Below are 17,766 nucleotides of genomic sequence, written 5' to 3' on the forward strand. Positions count from 1 at the left end.
GAATTAAAAAGACAGGAATAAATGATGACAAGCAAACTCACAACTATTGCGCTGGCGCTTGCGGCGCTCACGGTCAGTTCCGCCGTCGCCGCGAAAACGCTGGTGTATTGCTCCGAAGGATCGCCGGAAAACTTTAACCCTCAGCTATACACCTCGGGAACCAGCGTCGACGCCAGCGCCGTGCCGGTCTATAACCGTCTGGTCGATTTCAAACCCGGCACCACGGAGCTGGTGCCGAGCCTGGCGGAGCGCTGGGAGGTGAGCGACGACGGCAAGGTTTACACCTTCCATCTGCGTCAGGGCGTGAAGTTCCAGAGCAATAAATCCTTCACGCCGACCCGCGACTTTAACGCCGACGACGTGATTTTCTCGTTTATGCGCCAGAAAGACGTGAATCATCCCTACCACAACGTCTCTAACGGCAGCTACTCCAACTTCGAAAGCCTGGAGTTCGGCAGCCTGATAACCGCCATTGATAAAGTCGATGACCACACCGTGCGCTTTACCCTGGCGCACCCGGAAGCGCCGTTTGTCGCCGATCTGGCCTGGTATTTTGCCTCAATCCTTTCGGCGGAGTATGCCGACGCGATGCTGAAAGCGGGCACGCCGGAGAAGGTGGATATGGAGCCCATCGGCACCGGGCCGTTTAAGCTGGCGCAGTATCAGAAGGATTCCCGGATCCTGTTCACGGCGTTTGCCGACTACTGGCAGGGGAAATCGAAGCTGGACAGGCTGGTGTTTAGCATCACCCCGGATGCCTCCGTGCGTTTTGCCAAAATTGAAAAGAACGAATGTCAGGTGATGCCGTTCCCGAACCCGGCCGATCTGCCGCGCATGAAGGCCAATAAAGATATCAACCTGATGAGCAAAGCCGGACTGAACACCGGTTTTCTGGCGTTCAATACCCAAAAACCACCGCTGAATAACGTAAAAGTCCGTCAGGCGCTGGCGATGGCCATCAACAAACCGGCCATTATTGACGCGGTGTTCCACGGTACCGGCACCGTGGCGAAGAATCTGCTGCCGCCGGGCGTCTGGAGCGCCGACAGCGAGCTTAAGGATTACGACTACGATCCTGAAAAAGCCAAAGCGCTGCTGAAAGAGGCCGGCATTGCCAGCGGCGTCAGCATCGATTTATGGGCGATGCCGGTCCAGCGGCCCTATAACCCGAATGCGAAACGCATGGCGGAGATGATTCAGGCGGACTGGGCGAAAATTGGCGTACAGACCAAAATCGTTACCTACGAGTGGGGCGAATACCTTAAGCGTGTGAAGGGTGGGGAACATCAGGCTGCGCTGATGGGCTGGACGACCGCAACGGGCGATCCTGACAACTTCTTTGGTCCGCTGTTTACCTGCACCTCGGCGAACGGTGGCTCAAATTCGGCGAAATGGTGCTATAAGCCGTTTGATAAGATCGTTGCTGAAGCCAAATCGATAACCGATCATGATAAACGGGTGGCGCTGTATAAACAGGCTCAACAGATGATGCATGACCAGATGCCTGCGGTGATGATTGCGCATTCAACGATTTTCGAACCGGTGCGCAAGGAGGTGAAGGGCTATGAAATCGACCCGTTTGGCAAACATCTGTTCTGGCAAGTGGATATAAATCAGTAATTTTTCACTGCCCGGCATGCGTCCGGGCAATCTTTTTGCAATTTGTGCTCCCGGCATCATTTTTTGTCACAACAAACCCGCCAGACTTTTGCTATAACTTCAAATGCATACTTGCAGATAACATGGAAAACTATCATGCGTACTCAAACTTTTTTTAAAGTTGCAGTGCTTACTGGTCTGTTGGCGTTGGCGGGCTGTTCTTCAAAAGTCGCCGCTCCGGAACAATACTCCGGCTTTTTAAAAGATTATTCAGGCTTACAGCAAACGACCTCGGCGACGGGAAAACCAACGCTGCGTTGGGTCGATCCTTCGTATAACGAAGCCAATTACGACAGCATTCTCTGGACGCCAATTACCTATTATCCAACGCCAAAACCCACCACGCAAATTGGGCAAAAAACGCTTGATGAGTTGTTGAATTACACCAATAACAAAATGAAAACGGCGATTGGTACGCGTAAGCCAGTTGTCACCACGCCGGGTAAACACAGCCTGATTTTCCGTGGCGCGATTACCGGGGTGAGTTCGCAGAAAGAGGGGCTGCAGTTCTATGAAGTGGTGCCTGTTGCGCTGGTGGTTGCCGGGACGCAGATGGCAACCGGACACCGCACCATGGATACGCATCTCTTCTTTGAAGGCGAGCTGATCGATGCGGCCACCAACAAACCGGTCATGAAGGTGGTACGTAAAGGCGAAGGTAAAGAGCTGAATAACGAAAACACACCAATGACCTTTGCGACGCTGAAGCAGGTTGTTGATGACATGGCGACGGACGCCACCATGTTTGATGTGAAAAAGACCGCGAAATAAAATAAAACGGCCTGCGTAATGCAGGCCTTTTTATTTATGCCATTCGTAAGCGTCTGAACCAGGTTTCCGGTTTGGTAAACATCACCATATTTCCTCCCAGAATCAGCACTAATCCCACGATACCGTTGACATGCCAGACGTAGCCTTCATACACCGTGGAGATGGAGAGCGCCACCAGCGGGAAGAGCAGCGTGCTGTAGGCCGCTTTGCCCGGGCCAATACGTCCCACCAGCGTGAAGTAGGCGCCAAAAGCAATCACCGAGCCAAACAGGGCCAGATACACCAGCGCGCCGAGATAGCTCACCGTCCATTCCGGCACAAAGCTATCGCCTCTGAACAGCGCAATGCAGCCCATCACCAGCGTGCCATAGAGCATCGCCCAGGCGTTGGTGGTCATGGTTTCCAGGCCTCTGCGCTGATGGCGCATGCTGATCATATTACCCAGCGAGAACCCATACGTGCCGAGTGCGGAAAGGCCAATGCCCGTCAGGAGTGACGCGCTCCAGCCGCTGGCCAGCAGGTCGTCCCAGAAGAGGGTGATAATCCCGACCAGCCCCAGCGCCGCCGCCGTCCAGAAACGCGCGGGCGGGCGCTGTCCGAAGAAAATAAAGCTGTTAATGGCGTTATAGAGTACCGCCATGGAGAAGATCACCGACTCCAGCCCGGTATTGATATGTGCCGCTGCCGTGTAAAAACACCAGAAGTTAAAGCAGAAAACACAGCATCCCTGAAGCAGGCAAAAAAGATGATCCCGAAGCGCCAGCGTGCGCAGGCGACGCAGGGCGAGTAACACCACCATCATGGTGAGGCTGGCGACGGCGAAGCGCCAGAAAATCGACACCGGCGCCGCGACGGGGCCCTGCTGCAGGAAAATCGCAATCCAGGTGGTTCCCCAGATAATGACCACGAGTCCGTATAATAATGCGTTCATAGTTGCCTCTTCTTAAACCGCGGAAGCTCGCAGTATGACGCTGAGATGCGTAACGGGCTTTCACCCGCTTGCGGCAGACTTGCAAAATCTTGCGCTTTTTTCTTCTGGAGGGACTGGCAACGGGCGGCAACTCTTCTTAGACTGATATTCCAATTCTTCACGCGCTAACGGTTATGTCTCACGCTTACGATACCTTTGAAACGCTTTGCCAACAGAATGCAGTCCTGCGGGAAACCGTCTCGCTGAATTCGGGTATTCAGCTGGCCGCGTGGTACAACAAGCACGACACGATCACCGTAAAGAGCAACCATCATACCCTCAGCCTGTACGTGGCGGACGGCTACGAAAGCTATCAAAAAACGCCAGGAGGCTGGAAGAACGGCGGGGGGCCGGACCGTTTCTGCCTGATGCCCAAAGAGAGCGAATCGACGTGGGATATCCGCGATGACCTGTCGTTTGTGCATCTCTACTGCACCGATGAACACCTGCGCGACGTGGGAGAAAAAATCTGGGATAAGCGGCCGCTTTCGCTGACCCTGGACGAGCGTATTTTTGGCAGCGACCCGAAGATCACCACGCTGTATCGCCAGTTTTTACTGGGCTGTGACTGGCAGCAGCACGCCAACCAGCTCACCCTGAGCACGGCCTCCACGCTGCTGCTGACCCATCTGCTGCAAAACTACTCAAACGTGCAGTGGAAGCTGCCGATCGCTACGGGTGGGTTGTCGCCGTTCGTGCTGCGCAACGTCCTCGCCTTTATCGAAGAGAACCTCGGGCAGCCCCTGACGCTGGCCGAGCTGGCGGCGCAGGCCGCCCTCAGCGAATACCATTTTGCCCGCATGTTCCGCCAGTCGACGGGGCTGGCACCGCATCAGTACGTGATGCACAGGCGAATGGTCAAAGCGAAAGAGCTGGTGCAGCATACCTCCATGCCACTGACGGACATTGCGCTGGCCTGCGGGTTTAACTCCGCCAGCCACTTCAGCAACCGCTTTCGCAGCGCGACGGGCATGACGCCGTCGCAGCTACGCGCGGCGAGCGCGTGAAAACAGGGCGTAACCTACCCCGCCCAGCACCAGCCCCCAGAACGCCGAACCGATGCCCAGGATCGTGACGCCGCTTGCGGTCGTCAGAAACGTGACGATGGCCGCGTCGCGCTCCGCTTCGTGACTCAGCGCCTGGTATAAACTCCCGCTGATGGTGCCCAGCAGCGCCAGACCGGCGAGCGTCTGGATCCAGCTGAGCGGCAGGGCGGCCATCAGCCCGGTAATAGAGCCACCGAAAATTCCCGCCAGCAGATAAAACCCGCCGGCTGCGATGGCCGCCAGCCAGCGTTTTTCCGCGTCCGGGTGTGCATCAGGGCTTTGACAAATGGCGGCGGTAATGGCCGCAATGCAGATTGAAAAGACGCCAAACGGAGAAAACAGCAGCGCCAGTCCACCCGTCACGATGATGAGCGGTGAGGCCGCCAGCGGGTAACCGGAGGCTTTCATCGTGGCGAACCCCGGCGCGTTTTGCGAGGCCATGGTTACCAGGAAGAAGGGCAAGCCAATACTCACCAGGCTGGTGAAGGTGAAGGCGGGCGCAATAAATTCGGGCATCACCAGTGAAAGGGTGAACTTATCCGTGACAACGTCACCACCGGCCCAGGCCACGATACCGCCCACCAGAAGCGTGACCACGATGGCATAGCGCGGTGCCAGCGCTTTTGCGATCAGCCATGCCGCAATCATGCTGCCGCACAGCAGAAAGTGCCCCTCAAGATGCGCAAACGCGTGCAGGCCAAACTGCAGCAATACCCCTGCCAGCATGGCGGCAGCAAGCGAATGGGGGATCAGCGTCATCAGACGGGCGAAAAGCCCGGTGATGCCGCAGAGCAAAATTAGCGCGTTGGCAAAGATGAACACGCCGATGGTTTCCGCCAGCGTGACGCCGTGCAGGCTGGTGGCGAGCAGCGCCGCGCCGGGCGTTGACCAGGCGGTCAGCACGGGCGCTTTGTACCACCAGGAAAGCACCAGCGTGCTGACGCCCATCCCAATCCCCAGCGCGGTCACCCAGCCTGCGATCTGCTGCGCGCTGGCGCCAGCCGCGGCGGCGGCCTGCCAGATGATGGCGGCCGAGCTGGCGTAACCCACCAGAACGGCGACAAATCCAGCCAGTACGACCGGAACAAGATGAGAGGAAGGGCGCATGAAAACTCCGTTGTGCGTTATAACGTCCGGGGTAAGGTAACACTGTGCGTTATAGCGTACAAGTGGTATGCTCGTCGTCAGGAGGAAATATGGACATCACACAACACCTTGCAGCAACACTGAAAACATTACGCCAGGCACGGGGCTGGAGCCTGTCGAAGCTGGCGGACGAAACCGGCGTATCAAAAGCCATGCTCGGGCAAATCGAGCGAAATGAGTCCAGCCCCACGGTGTCGACGCTGTGGAAAATTGCCACGGGACTGAACGTGCCGTTTTCCGCTTTTATCACGCCGGAAGCGGACCGGCAGGCGGTGTTTGACCCGCAGCAGCAGGCGATGGTCGTCAAGCCGCTCTTTCCGTGGGACGAGGCGCTCCGGTTTGATTATTTCTCCATTACCCTGGCCCCCGGCGCCCTGAGTGAATCCACGCCGCATGAGGCGGGGGTGATTGAACATGTGGTGGTGGTCAGCGGCGAGCTGGAGATGAAGCTCGAGGGCAAGTGGCAGACGATTTATGCCGATTCGGGCGTCCGTTTTGCCGGCGATAAACCGCACGCCTACCGCAACAGCAGCGACCGGACGGTGCATTTTCACTCCCTCATTCATTATCCCCGCTGAGGCTACGCAAAACTGTTTCGCTGACGCAGACTTCTGACTACAATAGCCGCCATTTTGACCATAACGGATAACGACGAAGTATGCGCCTGCAATCCCATCATCTTGAACTTTTAAGCCCGGCCCGTGACGCCGCCATTGCCCGTGAAGCGATCCTTCATGGCGCAGATGCCGTCTACATTGGCGGCCCGGGCTTCGGTGCCCGCCATAACGCCAGCAACAGCCTGAGCGATATTGCTGAGCTGGTGCCGTTCGCCCACCGTTTCGGGGCGAAGGTGTTCGTCACCCTGAACACCATTCTTCATGATGATGAGCTGGAGCCTGCGCAACGTCTGATTACCGATCTCTATCAGGCCGGGGTGGATGCCCTGATCGTTCAGGATATGGGCGTGCTGGAGCTGGATATTCCGCCCATTGAGCTGCACGCCAGTACCCAGTGTGATATCCGTACGGTAGAGAAGGCGAAGTTCCTCTCCGACGTCGGCTTTTCGCAGATCGTTCTGGCGCGCGAGCTGAACCTGAATCAAATCCGCGATATTCACCAGGCGACAGACGCGACGATTGAATTCTTCATCCACGGCGCGCTGTGCGTCGCCTATTCCGGCCAGTGCAACATTTCGCACGCGCAGACGGGCCGCAGCGCCAACCGCGGCGACTGCTCTCAGGCCTGCCGTCTGCCGTATACCCTGAAAGACGACCAGGGCCGCGTGGTGGCATTTGAAAAACACCTGCTCTCGATGAAGGATAACGACCAGACCGCCAACCTGGGCGCGCTGATCGACGCGGGCGTGCGTTCCTTCAAGATTGAAGGGCGCTATAAAGATATGAGCTACGTGAAGAATATCACCGCGCACTATCGCCAGATGCTGGACGCCATCATCGAAGATCGCGGTGACCTGGCGCGCGCGTCGGCCGGTCGTACCGAGCATTTCTTTATTCCGTCGACGGACAAAACGTTCCACCGCGGCAGCACGGACTATTTCGTGAATGCCCGTAAAGGGGATATCGGCGCGTTTGACTCACCGAAGTTTATCGGTTTGCCGGTGGGTGAAGTGCTGAAAGTGGCGAAAGATCACCTTGATGTTGCGGTGACGGAGCCGCTGGCGAACGGCGATGGCCTTAACGTGATGATTAAGCGTGAGGTCGTGGGCTTCCGCGCCAACACGGTGGAGAAAACCGGTGAGAACCGCTACCGCGTATGGCCGAATGAAATGCCGGCCGATCTCTACAAGGCGCGGCCGAACGCGGCGCTTAACCGTAACCTCGATCATAACTGGCAGCAGGCGCTGCTGAAAACCTCCAGCGAGCGTCGTATCGCGGTGGATATTGAACTGGGCGGCTGGGAAGAGCAGCTGATTCTGACCATGACCTGTGAAGACGGCATCAGCGTAACGCATACGCTTGATGGCCTGTTCGAGGTGGCAAACAACGCAGAGAAAGCGCGCAACAGCCTGAAGGATGGCGTCGCGAAGCTGGGGCAGACGATTTACTACGCCCGCAACGTTGAGGTCAATCTGCCGGATGCCCTCTTTGTGCCGAACAGTTTGCTCAACCAGTTCCGCCGTGAAACCGCCGAGATGCTGGATGACGCGCGCCTGGCGAACTACCCGCGCGCTAGCCGTAAAGCAGAAACCGTTCCTGCGCCCGTCTACCCGGATACGCATTTATCCTTCCTCGCCAACGTCTACAACCATAAAGCGCGTGAATTCTATCATCGCCACGGCGTGCAGCTGATCGACGCGGCTTATGAGGCGCATGAAGAGAAGGGCGATGTGCCGGTGATGATCACCAAGCACTGCCTTCGTTTCGCGTTTAACCTGTGTCCTAAGCAGGCGAAAGGCAACATCAAGAGCTGGAAGGCCACGCCTATGCAGCTCGTAAACGGTGACGAAGTGCTGACCCTCAAATTTGACTGCCGTCCGTGCGAAATGCATGTGATTGGCAAGATGAAAAACCACATCTTCAAAATGCCGCAGCCCGGCAGTATTGTGGCGTCCGTCAGCCCGGACGATCTGATGAAAACCCTGCCAAAACGCAAGGGCAGCTAACTACCGAACGTGCGTGTCCGGTTTGCGCGATTTCTGCCACAGGTGGTGTTCGCGCAAACCCTCCGCCGACTCCTCCGCCGCGCTTTGCAATTCATCGCTATCGGCTTCATGACGCAGCTGATGATCCACATTCTTTACCCACAGATATTCATGTCCTTTGTGCCCGGCCATAAGCTGGCCCGAAAAGAGGGCACAGATAAGCATCACGAGAGATAAACCTTTTTTAACCATGAGGTCACCGCCGAATAACGTTGCGGCTTAATGATGACCATTATTTATTATGGTTATTATTCAAAAGTTAAAATTAGCGCAAAGGGAATGTCAAAGAGGATGATTTCGGGCGCGCTGCATCTCATCAGAGATCATTACCAGTGCGGGTTAAAAAGGCTGTTTAACCTTCGTTAAGACAACGAGTGTTAGGTTGTATGGGATCCGCAGCCCGGCCATGGAGTGTCGGGACGTAGAGACCAAAATACAAATCTATCCATGCAAGCATTTACCGCCATTTTTTGGCGGTTTTTTTTTTGCGCATAACGTAGCGGTGTTGGCCGTGGGGTTATGGCGTCACCCGATAGTGCGACTGCACCAGACCCGAGGGGAAGCAGCGGCTGGAGACCAGCGTCAAATCGATATCCCCGGGAAGGGCGCCAAACAGCGATTTTCCCGAACCGAGCAGGACAGGAACGGTTGTGATCACCATATCGGCCACCAGTCCTTCTCGCAGGAACGACTGTATGACTTGCCCACCATCGAGATAGACGCGACGGGCGTTCTGCCTCGCCAGATCGTCGAGCACCTCCTTTGGCGTGCGGCTGGAAAACAGTACTTTCCCCCTCAGCGCGTCGGGTACGGGCGTGTCGGCCAGCTGTCGGGAGAGCACCAGCACAGGCCTGTCATAAGGCCATGTCTCAAAGGTCCGCACCTTCTCATAGCTCCCCCGGCCCATCACGATCCAGTCTTTGTCCGCGATGAACGCCGTGTAGCCATGATCCTCATTCGGGTCATCGCGCTGCAGCAGCCAGTCGATATCATCATTGTGTCGGGCGATGTAGCCATCAAGACTGGTTGCGATAAAAACGTGTGTGGTGACCATCAGGTTCTCCGTATTCCAGCGAAACCAAAAGACTGACGCCTCAGCGGGCAGTACCGGCATGAGAAAATTGTTTACGGTACTGGGCCGGGGAAATCGCGAACTGCTGGCGAAAATGATGACGCAGCGTCGATGCCTGACCAAACCCGGTCTGTTCCGCGATGCTGTCGATGCTTAATCGGCTGCTTTCAAGATAATCTTTCGCCCGCAGCAGGCGCTCATTGAGTAACCAGCGGGCAGGCGTCGTTCCCGTTGCCGCTTCGAAGCGACGCAGAAACGTGCGCTGACTCATACCGACACGACGCGCCAGCGAGTCGACGCTGTGCGGCTCGGTAAGATGCGTGTGCAGAAAATCAAACAGCTGACCGAGGCGCTGGCTTTCCCGCAGCTGCGCCACCGGGCGGCTCAGCTGTTGCGGCTGAGATCCATCCCGGTGAGGGGGAATGACAAGCCGCCTCGCCACGCTGTTGGCGGTTTCCATCCCGAAATCCCGACGCACGACGTGCAGACAGAGATCGATCCCCGCCGCGCTGCCTGCGGAAGTCAGGATCTCGCCTTCGTCCTGGTAGAGCACATCCTCGACCACGTCGATGTCAGGGTAGCGGGCTTTAAGCGTCTCGATGTAGCGCCAGTGCGTCGTGGCTTTGCGTCCGTTGAGCAGACCGGAGGCGGCCAGCACAAATACGCCCGAGCAGATGGAGAGTAGCTGACAGCCCCGCGCGCTGGCCTGACGTAATGCGTTGCAGAGCGCGTCCGGGACCGGCGAGTCCACCCCCCGCCAGCCCGGCACCACGATCAGATCGGCAGACGCAAGCAGGGAGAGATCGCCATCGGTAATGATGCGGATCCCGCCTGTCGCCCGAAGCTCACCGTTATCAACGCTTGCCACGGCAAAACGATACCAGTCGTCGCCCAGCTCGGGGCGCGGCAGGCCGAAGATTTCCACCGCCACGCCAAACTCAAAGGTACACAGACCGTCATACGCCAGCACCACCACCTTCGGGCGGGCAATCTGTCTTAACGTTGTCATCTTTTTGCTGTTTTCTGGCATAAGCGAGCGCATTCATGAGCTGAATTTGTGGATAGAGTAGTGTTAACACAAACGCCAAAGATGAGGAAGGATCATGAGCTATGTTACTGAATTTCCGGCTGCCGAACCGCAGGAAGCCGTTACCCATTTTCTGCGTCGCCTGAGCGTCGAAACCGACTGCGCCGATGTGCATCATGCCATCACGCATAACGAGCAGGACTTTGTTTTGCTGCACGTGGTGGGGAGCCCGGAGCAGTTTGCCCGTCGCCATGTGCCGGGCGCTCTGCATATGCCGTGGAGCCAGATGACCGCTGAGCGCATGGCCCAATGGCCTGAAGGGACGCTGTTTGTCGTCTACTGCGCAGGGCCGCACTGTAACGGCGCGGACAGAGCCGCGCTGAAGCTGGCGCGTCTCGGGCTGCCGGTCAAAATCATGCTCGGTGGGATCACCGGCTGGGAAGATGAACGCTACGCGTTTGCCAGCGAGGCGTCCGTCGCCGCGCTGTGATGATGAATTTTTTTCAACACCCGTGAAATTTTCTCGTTTGCCGGCACCGGTGAGGTATGACATTGTTTTTGGACATTTAGACATCCAGAAGTCTAAAGCTTCAAATAATGAATTATCACTGCGGGCAATTATTGCCGGCAGACTGAGGAGATTGCCATGCAACGACACCACGCCCCGTTCCGCGCCGACGTAGTCGGCAGTTTTTTACGCCCGGATGCCATCAAGCAGGCTCGCCTGCAATTTGCCAGCGGCGAGATTGATGCCGGGCAGCTTCGTGCGGTGGAGGACGAGGCCATTCGCCACGTCGTCGAGCAGCAGTGTGCGTGCGGCTTGCATGTGGTGACCGACGGTGAGTTTCGCCGTGCCTGGTGGCACTTCGACTTCTTCGACGGTCTTCAGGGCGTTGAGCGTTACGATTCCGAGCAGGGCATCCAGTTTAACGGCGTGCAAACCAAAGCCCACGGCGTGCGCGTCACCGGCAAGCTGGGCTTTGGCGAGCACCCGATGCTGGACGATTTCCGCTATCTGAAAAGCATCAGCGGTAACGCCCAGCCAAAAATGACCATTCCGAGCCCAAGCGTGCTGCACTTCCGCGGCGGTCGCAAAGATATTGATGCGACCGTGTATCCGGACCTTGACGTCTATTTCGATGACCTGGCGACCACGTGGCGCGATGCCATCCGGGCCTTCTACGACGCGGGCTGCCGTTATCTGCAGCTGGATGATACCGTCTGGGCCTATCTCTGTTCGGACGACCAGCGCCGTCAGATCCGCGAGCGCGGCGACGACGCCGATGAGCTGGCGCGCATCTATGCCCGCGTGCTGAACAAGGCGCTGGAGGGCAAGCCGGACGATCTGACCATCGGACTGCACGTCTGTCGCGGCAATTTCCGTTCCACCTGGATTTCCGAAGGCGGCTACGAGCCGGTAGCGGAAGTGCTGTTCGGAACGGTCAACGTTGACGCCTTCTTCCTCGAATATGATAACGACCGCAGCGGGGATTTCGCGCCCCTGCGCTTTGTTCGCCCGGGCAAACAGCAGGTGGTGTTGGGTCTTATCACTACAAAAAACGGCGAGCTGGAGAATCCGGAGGGAATTAAAGCCCGTCTTGAAGAGGCGGCGAAATACGTGGCGAAAGAGCAGATTTGCCTCAGCCCGCAGTGCGGTTTTGCCTCGACCGAAGAGGGCAACAGCCTGAGCGAAGCCCAGCAGTGGGACAAAGTCCGGCTGGTCACGCAGATCGCCAGCGAAGTCTGGTAACCCCGTTATACGGCGCTGCATTATAAAAGTGCAGCGCTGTACCATTCTGAGTCGTTCTCTTTACATCCGGCGTTCCCCTCCCAGAAATAGCGCTTTCTCCATTCTGGCACTCTTTTTGCTCCTGCTTCGCTGACACTTTTTTTTCCGCGTCCACGCCGTACCGGACGTTTTCGCACAGCGTTCTTTTTCAGGAGTGAAAATATGCAGCGTCGTACCTTATTAAAAGCTTTTGCGTTATCCGCGTCCGTCGTGGCGATAGGGATGAGTTTTGGCGCGCAGGCGGCCGATACCATCAAGGTGGGGATCATGCATTCGCTGTCCGGCACCATGGCCATCTCTGAAACCCCGCTGAAAGACGTCGCGCTGATGACCATCGATGAGATCAACGCCAAAGGCGGCGTGCTGGGCAAGAAACTGGAGCCGGTGGTGGTGGATCCGGCCTCAAACTGGCCGCTGTTTGCCGAGAAGGCGCGTCAGCTGCTGAGCCAGGATAAAGTGGCGGTGGTATTTGGCTGCTGGACGTCGGTGTCGCGCAAATCCGTACTGCCGGTTTTCGAGGAGCTGAACGGCCTGCTGTTCTATCCGGTGCAGTATGAGGGCGAGGAAATGTCGCCAAACGTCTTCTATACCGGCGCGGCGCCGAACCAGCAGGCCATCCCGGCGGTGGAATACCTGATGAGCGAAGACGGCGGCGCGGCGAAACGCTTCTTCCTGCTGGGAACCGATTACGTCTATCCGCGCACCACCAACAAGATCCTGCGCGCGTTCCTGCATTCGAAAGGGGTGGAGGATAAGGACCTCGAAGAGGTTTATACCCCGTTTGGCCATAGCGACTACCAGACCATCGTCGCCAACATTAAAAAATTCTCCGCGGGCGGCAAAACTGCCGTGGTGTCGACCATCAACGGTGATTCTAACGTGCCGTTCTACAAAGAGCTGGCTAACCAGGGGCTGAAGGCGACGGACGTGCCGGTGGTGGCGTTCTCCGTGGGTGAAGAAGAGCTGCGCGGGATCGACACCAAACCGCTGGTGGGTAACCTGGCAGCCTGGAACTACTTTGAGTCCGTGGATAACCCGACTAACCAGGCGTTTGTAGCGGATTACAAAGCCTATGCGAAGGCGCACAAGCTGCCGAACGCCGATACCGTCGTAACTAACGATCCGATGGAAGCCACCTACGTAGGTATTCACATGTGGGCGCAGGCGGTGGAAAAAGCGGGCACTACCGATGTGGACAAAGTGCGTGCGGCGATGGCCGGTCAGTCCTTTAAGGCGCCGTCAGGCTTTACGCTCACCATGGATGCCACCAACCATCATCTGCACAAGCCGGTCATGATCGGTGAAATCGAGGGCAACGGCCAGTTCAACGTGGTGTGGCAGACCGAACAGCCGGTACGCGCCCAGCCGTGGAGCCCGTTCATCGCCGGGAATGATAAAAAGCCCGCCCAGCCGATGAAAACCGCCAGCAACTAAGCCATCACCGCAGGGAGAAACGTCATGAACGCCATGCGCCTGTTCATCGCTCTTGTATGGCTTTCCGGACTGCTGCCAGGGATGGTGCAGGCATCGGATGCCGATCGTTTTGTTGCCGCCAGCCGCAGCCAGCAGGCGGATTTGTTGACGCAGTGGGCCGCCGCGCCGGATGCGTCAAGACTGCCGCTCCTTGAGGCGCTGCAAAAGGAAAATCTCTACGTCGATACGCAAAAGCACGCCTTTGCACAACGCGATGGCAACGTCATCCCGCTAGGGGACAGTCAGACGGCAGAGGGCCCAACCAAAGCCGTGCGCCTGACGAATCGGCTGCGCGTGCTGGCAGCAACCGCCATCGCCACGCATCAGCTGGTGAGTGACAGTGTCACCGAAAGGCGGGCGGCGGCGCGTCAGCTGCAGCGCGATGCCCAGCCCGGGATGCTCGCTTTTCTGGAAAAGCGTGTGAACGATGAGACGGACGCCGTGGCGCGTCAGGCGCTGCTGCTGGCGGTCGCGAATCTCCAGCTGGCCAGCCCGCAGCCGGAAGTGCGCCGCAAGGCCGTCGAATTGTTAGGCCAGTCAGACGATCCGGACGTGCAGTCCAGGCTCACCCCGTTTACCCAGCCACAGACGGAGCCGGATAGCGCGGTGCGCGCGGCCGCAGAAGAGAGTCTTAGCCAGATCCAGCACCGCCTGATGTGGGGCGACCTGCTGGGCCAGGCGTTTATGGGGCTGTCCCTTGGGTCGGTGCTGCTGCTGGCCGCGCTGGGGCTGGCTATCACCTACGGCCTGCTGGGCGTGATTAATATGGCCCACGGCGAGATGCTGATGCTGGGGGCATATGCGACCTGGATGGTGCAGCAGGCGATGGCCGGGCTTGCGCCCCAGTGGCTGGTGCTCTATCCCGTTATCGCGCTGCCGGTCGCGTTCTGCCTGACGGCGGGCATTGGAATGGCGCTGGAGCGCACGGTGATCCGTCATCTGTACGGTCGTCCGCTGGAAACGCTGCTGGCGACGTGGGGCATCAGCCTGATGCTTATCCAGCTGGTGCGCATGACCTTTGGTGCCCAGAACCTGGAGGTGGCGAACCCGGCATGGCTCTCCGGCGGGGTGCAGGTTTTTGCCAACCTGACGCTGCCGTGGAACCGCATCGTGGTGCTGGGCTTCGTGCTGCTGGTGCTGTTCTTTACCTGGCTCATTCTGAACAAAACCCGTCTGGGGCTTAACGTGCGGGCGGTGACGCAAAACCGCAGCATGGCCGCCTGCTGTGGGGTACCGACAGGGCGCGTCGATATGCTGGCGTTCGGGCTTGGCTCCGGGATTGCGGGGTTAGGCGGCGTGGCGCTATCGCAGCTCGGTAACGTCGGACCTGAGCTGGGCCAGGGCTATATCATTGACTCCTTCCTTGTGGTGGTGCTCGGAGGCGTAGGCCAGCTGGCAGGCAGCGTGGCCGCGGCGTTTGGTCTGGGGATCTTTAATAAAATCCTTGAACCCCAGATGGGGGCGGTGCTGGGCAAGATCGTGATTCTGGTGGCGATCGTGCTGTTTATTCAGAAACGCCCCCAGGGACTGTTTGCGCTGAAAGGGAGGGTGATTGACTGATGAGCCAGCCGCTGACCTTAACGCTGGCGCGCAAAGCGCCACGCACCACGCAGATAGCGGGCAGCCTGCTGGTGGTGTGTTTGCTGATACTGCCGTTTTTCGCCTTACTGCCTGCGACGCATCCGCTGGCGCTGTCGACCTGGATGCTGACGCTGATTGGCAAGATCCTCTGCTATGCCATCGTGGCGGTGGCGCTGGATCTGGTGTGGGGCTACGCCGGTATGCTGTCCCTTGGGCACGGCCTCTTCTTCGCCCTGGGCGGCTATGCGATGGGCATGTACCTGATGCGCCAGGCGTCAGGTGACGGTCTTCCCGCGTTCATGTCGTTTCTCTCCTGGAGCGAGCTGCCCTGGTTCTGGTGGGGCACCCAGCATTTTGCCTGGGCGCTGGTGCTGATTGTGCTGGTGCCGGGCCTGCTGGCGCTGGTGTTTGGCTGGTTTGCCTTCCGCTCGAAGATCAAAGGGGTCTATTTCTCGATTATGACCCAGGCGCTGACCTATGCCGGGATGCTGCTGTTCTTTCGCAACGAAACCGGTTTTGGCGGCAACAACGGCTTTACCGGTTTTACCACGCTGCTCGGGTTTTCGGTAACGGAAACGACCACCCGCATCGCGCTGTTCCTGGCGACCGTGCTGTTGCTGCTTCTGGCCCTGGGCACCGGGTTTGCGCTGGCGAAAAGCAAGTTTGGCCGCATCCTGACCGCCGTGCGCGACGCCGAAAACCGCCTGACATTTTGCGGCTACGATCCGCGCGGGTTCAAGCTGCTGGTGTGGACGCTTTCTGCCGTGCTGTGCGGTCTGGCGGGGGCGCTTTACGTCCCACAGGTCGGCATTATTAACCCCGGTGAAATGTCGCCGACGAACTCGATAGAGGCCGCCATCTGGGTGGCGCTGGGCGGGCGCGGCACGCTGGTGGGGCCGGTGATTGGCGCGGCGCTGGTGAACGGGGCGAAGAGTTTCTTCACCGTCGCGATGCCGGAGTACTGGCAGCTGTTTCTGGGGCTGATTTTTATCGCCGTCACGCTGTTCTTGCCGCGCGGCGTCTACGGTCTGTTGCGTAAGGGAGAGAAATAATGCAGCCAACGGAAGGATTATTTACCCGCCAGCTGCCCGGCGATCGCTACCGGGACCAGACTGACCCGGTGCTTCAGCTTGAATCCATTAACGTCAATTTTGATGGATTCCAGGCCCTGACCGATCTCTCGCTGAATATCGGCGTGGGCGAGCTGCGCTGCGTGATTGGCCCCAACGGTGCGGGTAAAACCACGCTGATGGACGTCATCACCGGCAAAACGCGGCCAAAGAGCGGCAGGGCGATTTACGATCAGTCCATCGACCTGACCGCGCTGGAGCCTGCGGCCATCGCCCGCCAGGGCATCGGGCGTAAATTCCAGAAGCCCACGGTCTTTGAAGCGCTGACGGTGTGGGAAAACCTGGAGATCGCCATGAAAACCGATAAATCCGTCTGGGCGAGCCTGCGGGCAAAACTCAACGGCGAGCAGCGTGACCGCATTGACGAGATGCTGGTTTTGCTGCGCCTTAGCGCGGAGCGCGACCGACGGGCCGGGCTGCTTTCCCACGGGCAGAAACAGTTCCTGGAGATCGGCATGCTGCTGGTGCAGGACCCGCATCTGCTGCTGCTGGATGAACCCGCCGCCGGAATGACCGACGCGGAAACGGAATACACCGCAGAGCTGTTCAAAACGCTGGCGGGCAAGCACTCCCTGATGGTGGTGGAGCACGATATGGGCTTTGTTGAAACGATTGCCGACCACGTGACGGTGCTGCATCAGGGGCGGGTGTTGGCGGAAGGGGCGCTGCGTGAGGTGCAGGCCAACGAGCAGGTGATTGAGGTCTATCTGGGACGTTAAGGAGAGGGAATGCTACAGGTCAACGAACTGAATCAGTATTACGGCGGCAGCCATATCCTGCGCGGCGTGAGCTTTGAGGCCATCACCGGCGAAGTCACCTGTCTGCTGGGGCGCAACGGCGTGGGGAAAACCACGCTGCTGAAGTGTCTGATGGGGCTGATCCCGGCGAAAACCGGGGAGGTCATCTGGCAGGGGAAAACGATTACCCACAGCAAACCGCACCAGCGGGTGCAGTCTGGCGTGGCGTATGTCCCGCAGGGACGCGAGATTTTTCCGCGCCTGACCGTGGAGGAGAACCTCCTGCTGGGGCTATCGCGGTTTTCCGCCCGCGAGGCGAAGCAGGTGCCGGAGGAGATCTGGCAGCTGTTCCCGGTGCTCAAAGAGATGAAGCACCGTCGCGGGGGCGATCTCTCGGGTGGGCAGCAGCAGCAGCTGGCGATTGGTCGCGCGCTGGCGAGTCGTCCGCGGCTGCTTATCCTGGATGAACCGACCGAAGGCATACAGCCTTCCGTCATTAAAGAGATCGGCCACGTGATCCGCACCCTGGCAAACAGAGGCGACATGGCGATCCTGCTTGTTGAGCAGTTTTACGACTTTGCCGCCGAGCTGGCCGACAGCTATTTGCTGATGTCCCGCGGCACTATTATTCAGCGCGGGCGGGGTGAAAATATGGAGCAGGAGGGCGTTCGCGGGCTGGTTGCGATCTGAAATGTTATAATAT

The 17,766-nt window shown here is 58.3% G+C and carries 17 protein-coding genes; 12 read left to right on the plus strand and 5 right to left on the minus strand.

Features of this window, described 5'->3' with window-relative positions; genetic code table 11:
- The first annotated feature begins 24 nt into the window (after nucleotides 1–24).
- Both BFV67_RS10435 and BFV67_RS10440 read left to right on the plus strand, forming a co-directional pair.
- The gene (locus BFV67_RS10435; RefSeq protein WP_069598271.1) at nucleotides 25–1,620 is read left to right on the plus strand and encodes an ABC transporter substrate-binding protein; all 1,596 of its coding nucleotides are present in this window, start codon (nucleotides 25–27) and stop codon (nucleotides 1,618–1,620) included.
- Nucleotides 1,621–1,755: 135 nt separating this feature from the next.
- Complete coding sequence (locus BFV67_RS10440) at nucleotides 1,756–2,430, plus strand: DUF3313 domain-containing protein (RefSeq protein ID WP_008502258.1); 675 nt, start codon at nucleotides 1,756–1,758, stop codon at nucleotides 2,428–2,430.
- A 34-nt stretch (nucleotides 2,431–2,464) separates the two neighbouring features.
- Here BFV67_RS10440 and BFV67_RS10445 read toward each other — a convergent pair whose 3' ends face one another.
- On the minus strand, nucleotides 2,465–3,361 hold the full coding sequence (locus BFV67_RS10445) for a DMT family transporter (RefSeq protein WP_021242523.1): 897 nt from the start codon (nucleotides 3,359–3,361) through the stop codon (nucleotides 2,465–2,467).
- A gap of 173 nt (nucleotides 3,362–3,534) precedes the next feature.
- Between BFV67_RS10445 and BFV67_RS10450 the strand changes: the two genes are divergently transcribed.
- Nucleotides 3,535–4,407, plus strand: a complete 873-nt coding sequence (locus tag BFV67_RS10450; RefSeq protein WP_069598272.1) for a helix-turn-helix transcriptional regulator — start codon at nucleotides 3,535–3,537, stop codon at nucleotides 4,405–4,407.
- Here the strand turns inward: BFV67_RS10450 and BFV67_RS10455 are convergent.
- Complete coding sequence (locus BFV67_RS10455; RefSeq protein ID WP_069598273.1) at nucleotides 4,387–5,553, minus strand: benzoate/H(+) symporter BenE family transporter; 1,167 nt, start codon at nucleotides 5,551–5,553, stop codon at nucleotides 4,387–4,389. The two genes, BFV67_RS10450 and BFV67_RS10455, sit on opposite strands and share 21 nt — an antisense overlap.
- Before the next feature lie 89 nt (nucleotides 5,554–5,642).
- On the opposite strand from BFV67_RS10455, the gene BFV67_RS10460 reads away from it, so the two are divergent.
- Nucleotides 5,643–6,170 carry a helix-turn-helix domain-containing protein gene (locus BFV67_RS10460; RefSeq protein WP_021242520.1) on the plus strand — a complete coding sequence of 176 codons (528 nt, stop codon included), beginning with the start codon at nucleotides 5,643–5,645 and terminating at the stop codon, nucleotides 6,168–6,170.
- Nucleotides 6,171–6,250: 80 nt separating this feature from the next.
- The gene (locus tag BFV67_RS10465; protein WP_025911165.1) at nucleotides 6,251–8,215 is read left to right on the plus strand and encodes a peptidase U32 family protein; all 1,965 of its coding nucleotides are present in this window, start codon (nucleotides 6,251–6,253) and stop codon (nucleotides 8,213–8,215) included.
- Here BFV67_RS10465 and BFV67_RS10470 read toward each other — a convergent pair whose 3' ends face one another.
- The 3 genes from BFV67_RS10470 to ftrA all read right to left on the minus strand — a co-directional run bounded on the left by BFV67_RS10470 (nucleotide 8,216) and on the right by ftrA (nucleotide 10,356).
- The gene (locus tag BFV67_RS10470) at nucleotides 8,216–8,446 is read right to left on the minus strand and encodes a DUF2554 family protein (RefSeq protein WP_069598274.1); all 231 of its coding nucleotides are present in this window, start codon (nucleotides 8,444–8,446) and stop codon (nucleotides 8,216–8,218) included.
- 325 nt (nucleotides 8,447–8,771) lie between these two features.
- The gene (locus BFV67_RS10475) at nucleotides 8,772–9,308 is read right to left on the minus strand and encodes a dihydrofolate reductase family protein (protein ID WP_069598275.1); all 537 of its coding nucleotides are present in this window, start codon (nucleotides 9,306–9,308) and stop codon (nucleotides 8,772–8,774) included.
- Between the two features lie 40 nt (nucleotides 9,309–9,348).
- Nucleotides 9,349–10,356: a transcriptional regulator FtrA gene (gene ftrA, locus BFV67_RS10480; protein ID WP_021242516.1), complete on the minus strand. Its 1,008-nt coding sequence runs from the start codon at nucleotides 10,354–10,356 to the stop codon at nucleotides 9,349–9,351.
- 73 nt (nucleotides 10,357–10,429) lie between these two features.
- Here ftrA and BFV67_RS10485 point away from each other — a divergent pair, with 73 nt between their 5' ends.
- From BFV67_RS10485 to urtE, 7 genes are all read left to right on the plus strand, one after another.
- Complete coding sequence (locus tag BFV67_RS10485; protein WP_008502248.1) at nucleotides 10,430–10,843, plus strand: rhodanese-like domain-containing protein; 414 nt, start codon at nucleotides 10,430–10,432, stop codon at nucleotides 10,841–10,843.
- Nucleotides 10,844–10,999: 156 nt separating this feature from the next.
- Nucleotides 11,000–12,103, plus strand: coding sequence for a cobalamin-independent methionine synthase II family protein (locus BFV67_RS10490; protein WP_069598276.1), 1,104 nt, complete (start codon nucleotides 11,000–11,002; stop codon nucleotides 12,101–12,103).
- A gap of 201 nt (nucleotides 12,104–12,304) precedes the next feature.
- Nucleotides 12,305–13,576 carry an urea ABC transporter substrate-binding protein gene (urtA, locus tag BFV67_RS10495; RefSeq protein WP_069598277.1) on the plus strand — a complete coding sequence of 424 codons (1,272 nt, stop codon included), beginning with the start codon at nucleotides 12,305–12,307 and terminating at the stop codon, nucleotides 13,574–13,576.
- Nucleotides 13,577–13,600: 24 nt separating this feature from the next.
- The gene (gene urtB, locus BFV67_RS10500; protein WP_069598278.1) at nucleotides 13,601–15,175 is read left to right on the plus strand and encodes an urea ABC transporter permease subunit UrtB; all 1,575 of its coding nucleotides are present in this window, start codon (nucleotides 13,601–13,603) and stop codon (nucleotides 15,173–15,175) included.
- Nucleotides 15,175–16,248 carry an urea ABC transporter permease subunit UrtC gene (gene urtC / locus BFV67_RS10505; protein WP_023292434.1) on the plus strand — a complete coding sequence of 358 codons (1,074 nt, stop codon included), beginning with the start codon at nucleotides 15,175–15,177 and terminating at the stop codon, nucleotides 16,246–16,248. The genes urtB and urtC overlap by 1 nt, the downstream gene beginning before the upstream one ends.
- Entirely contained in the window at nucleotides 16,248–17,045 is a 798-nt protein-coding gene (gene urtD / locus BFV67_RS10510; RefSeq protein ID WP_069598279.1) for an urea ABC transporter ATP-binding protein UrtD, read from the plus strand. The genes urtC and urtD overlap by 1 nt, the downstream gene beginning before the upstream one ends.
- A gap of 9 nt (nucleotides 17,046–17,054) precedes the next feature.
- On the plus strand, nucleotides 17,055–17,753 hold the full coding sequence (urtE, locus tag BFV67_RS10515) for an urea ABC transporter ATP-binding subunit UrtE (protein WP_008502242.1): 699 nt from the start codon (nucleotides 17,055–17,057) through the stop codon (nucleotides 17,751–17,753).
- Nucleotides 17,754–17,766: the final 13 nt, after the last annotated feature.

Origin of the sequence: Enterobacter roggenkampii (assembly GCF_001729805.1) — a bacterium.
In the GTDB taxonomy this organism is placed as follows: domain Bacteria; phylum Pseudomonadota; class Gammaproteobacteria; order Enterobacterales; family Enterobacteriaceae; genus Enterobacter; species Enterobacter roggenkampii.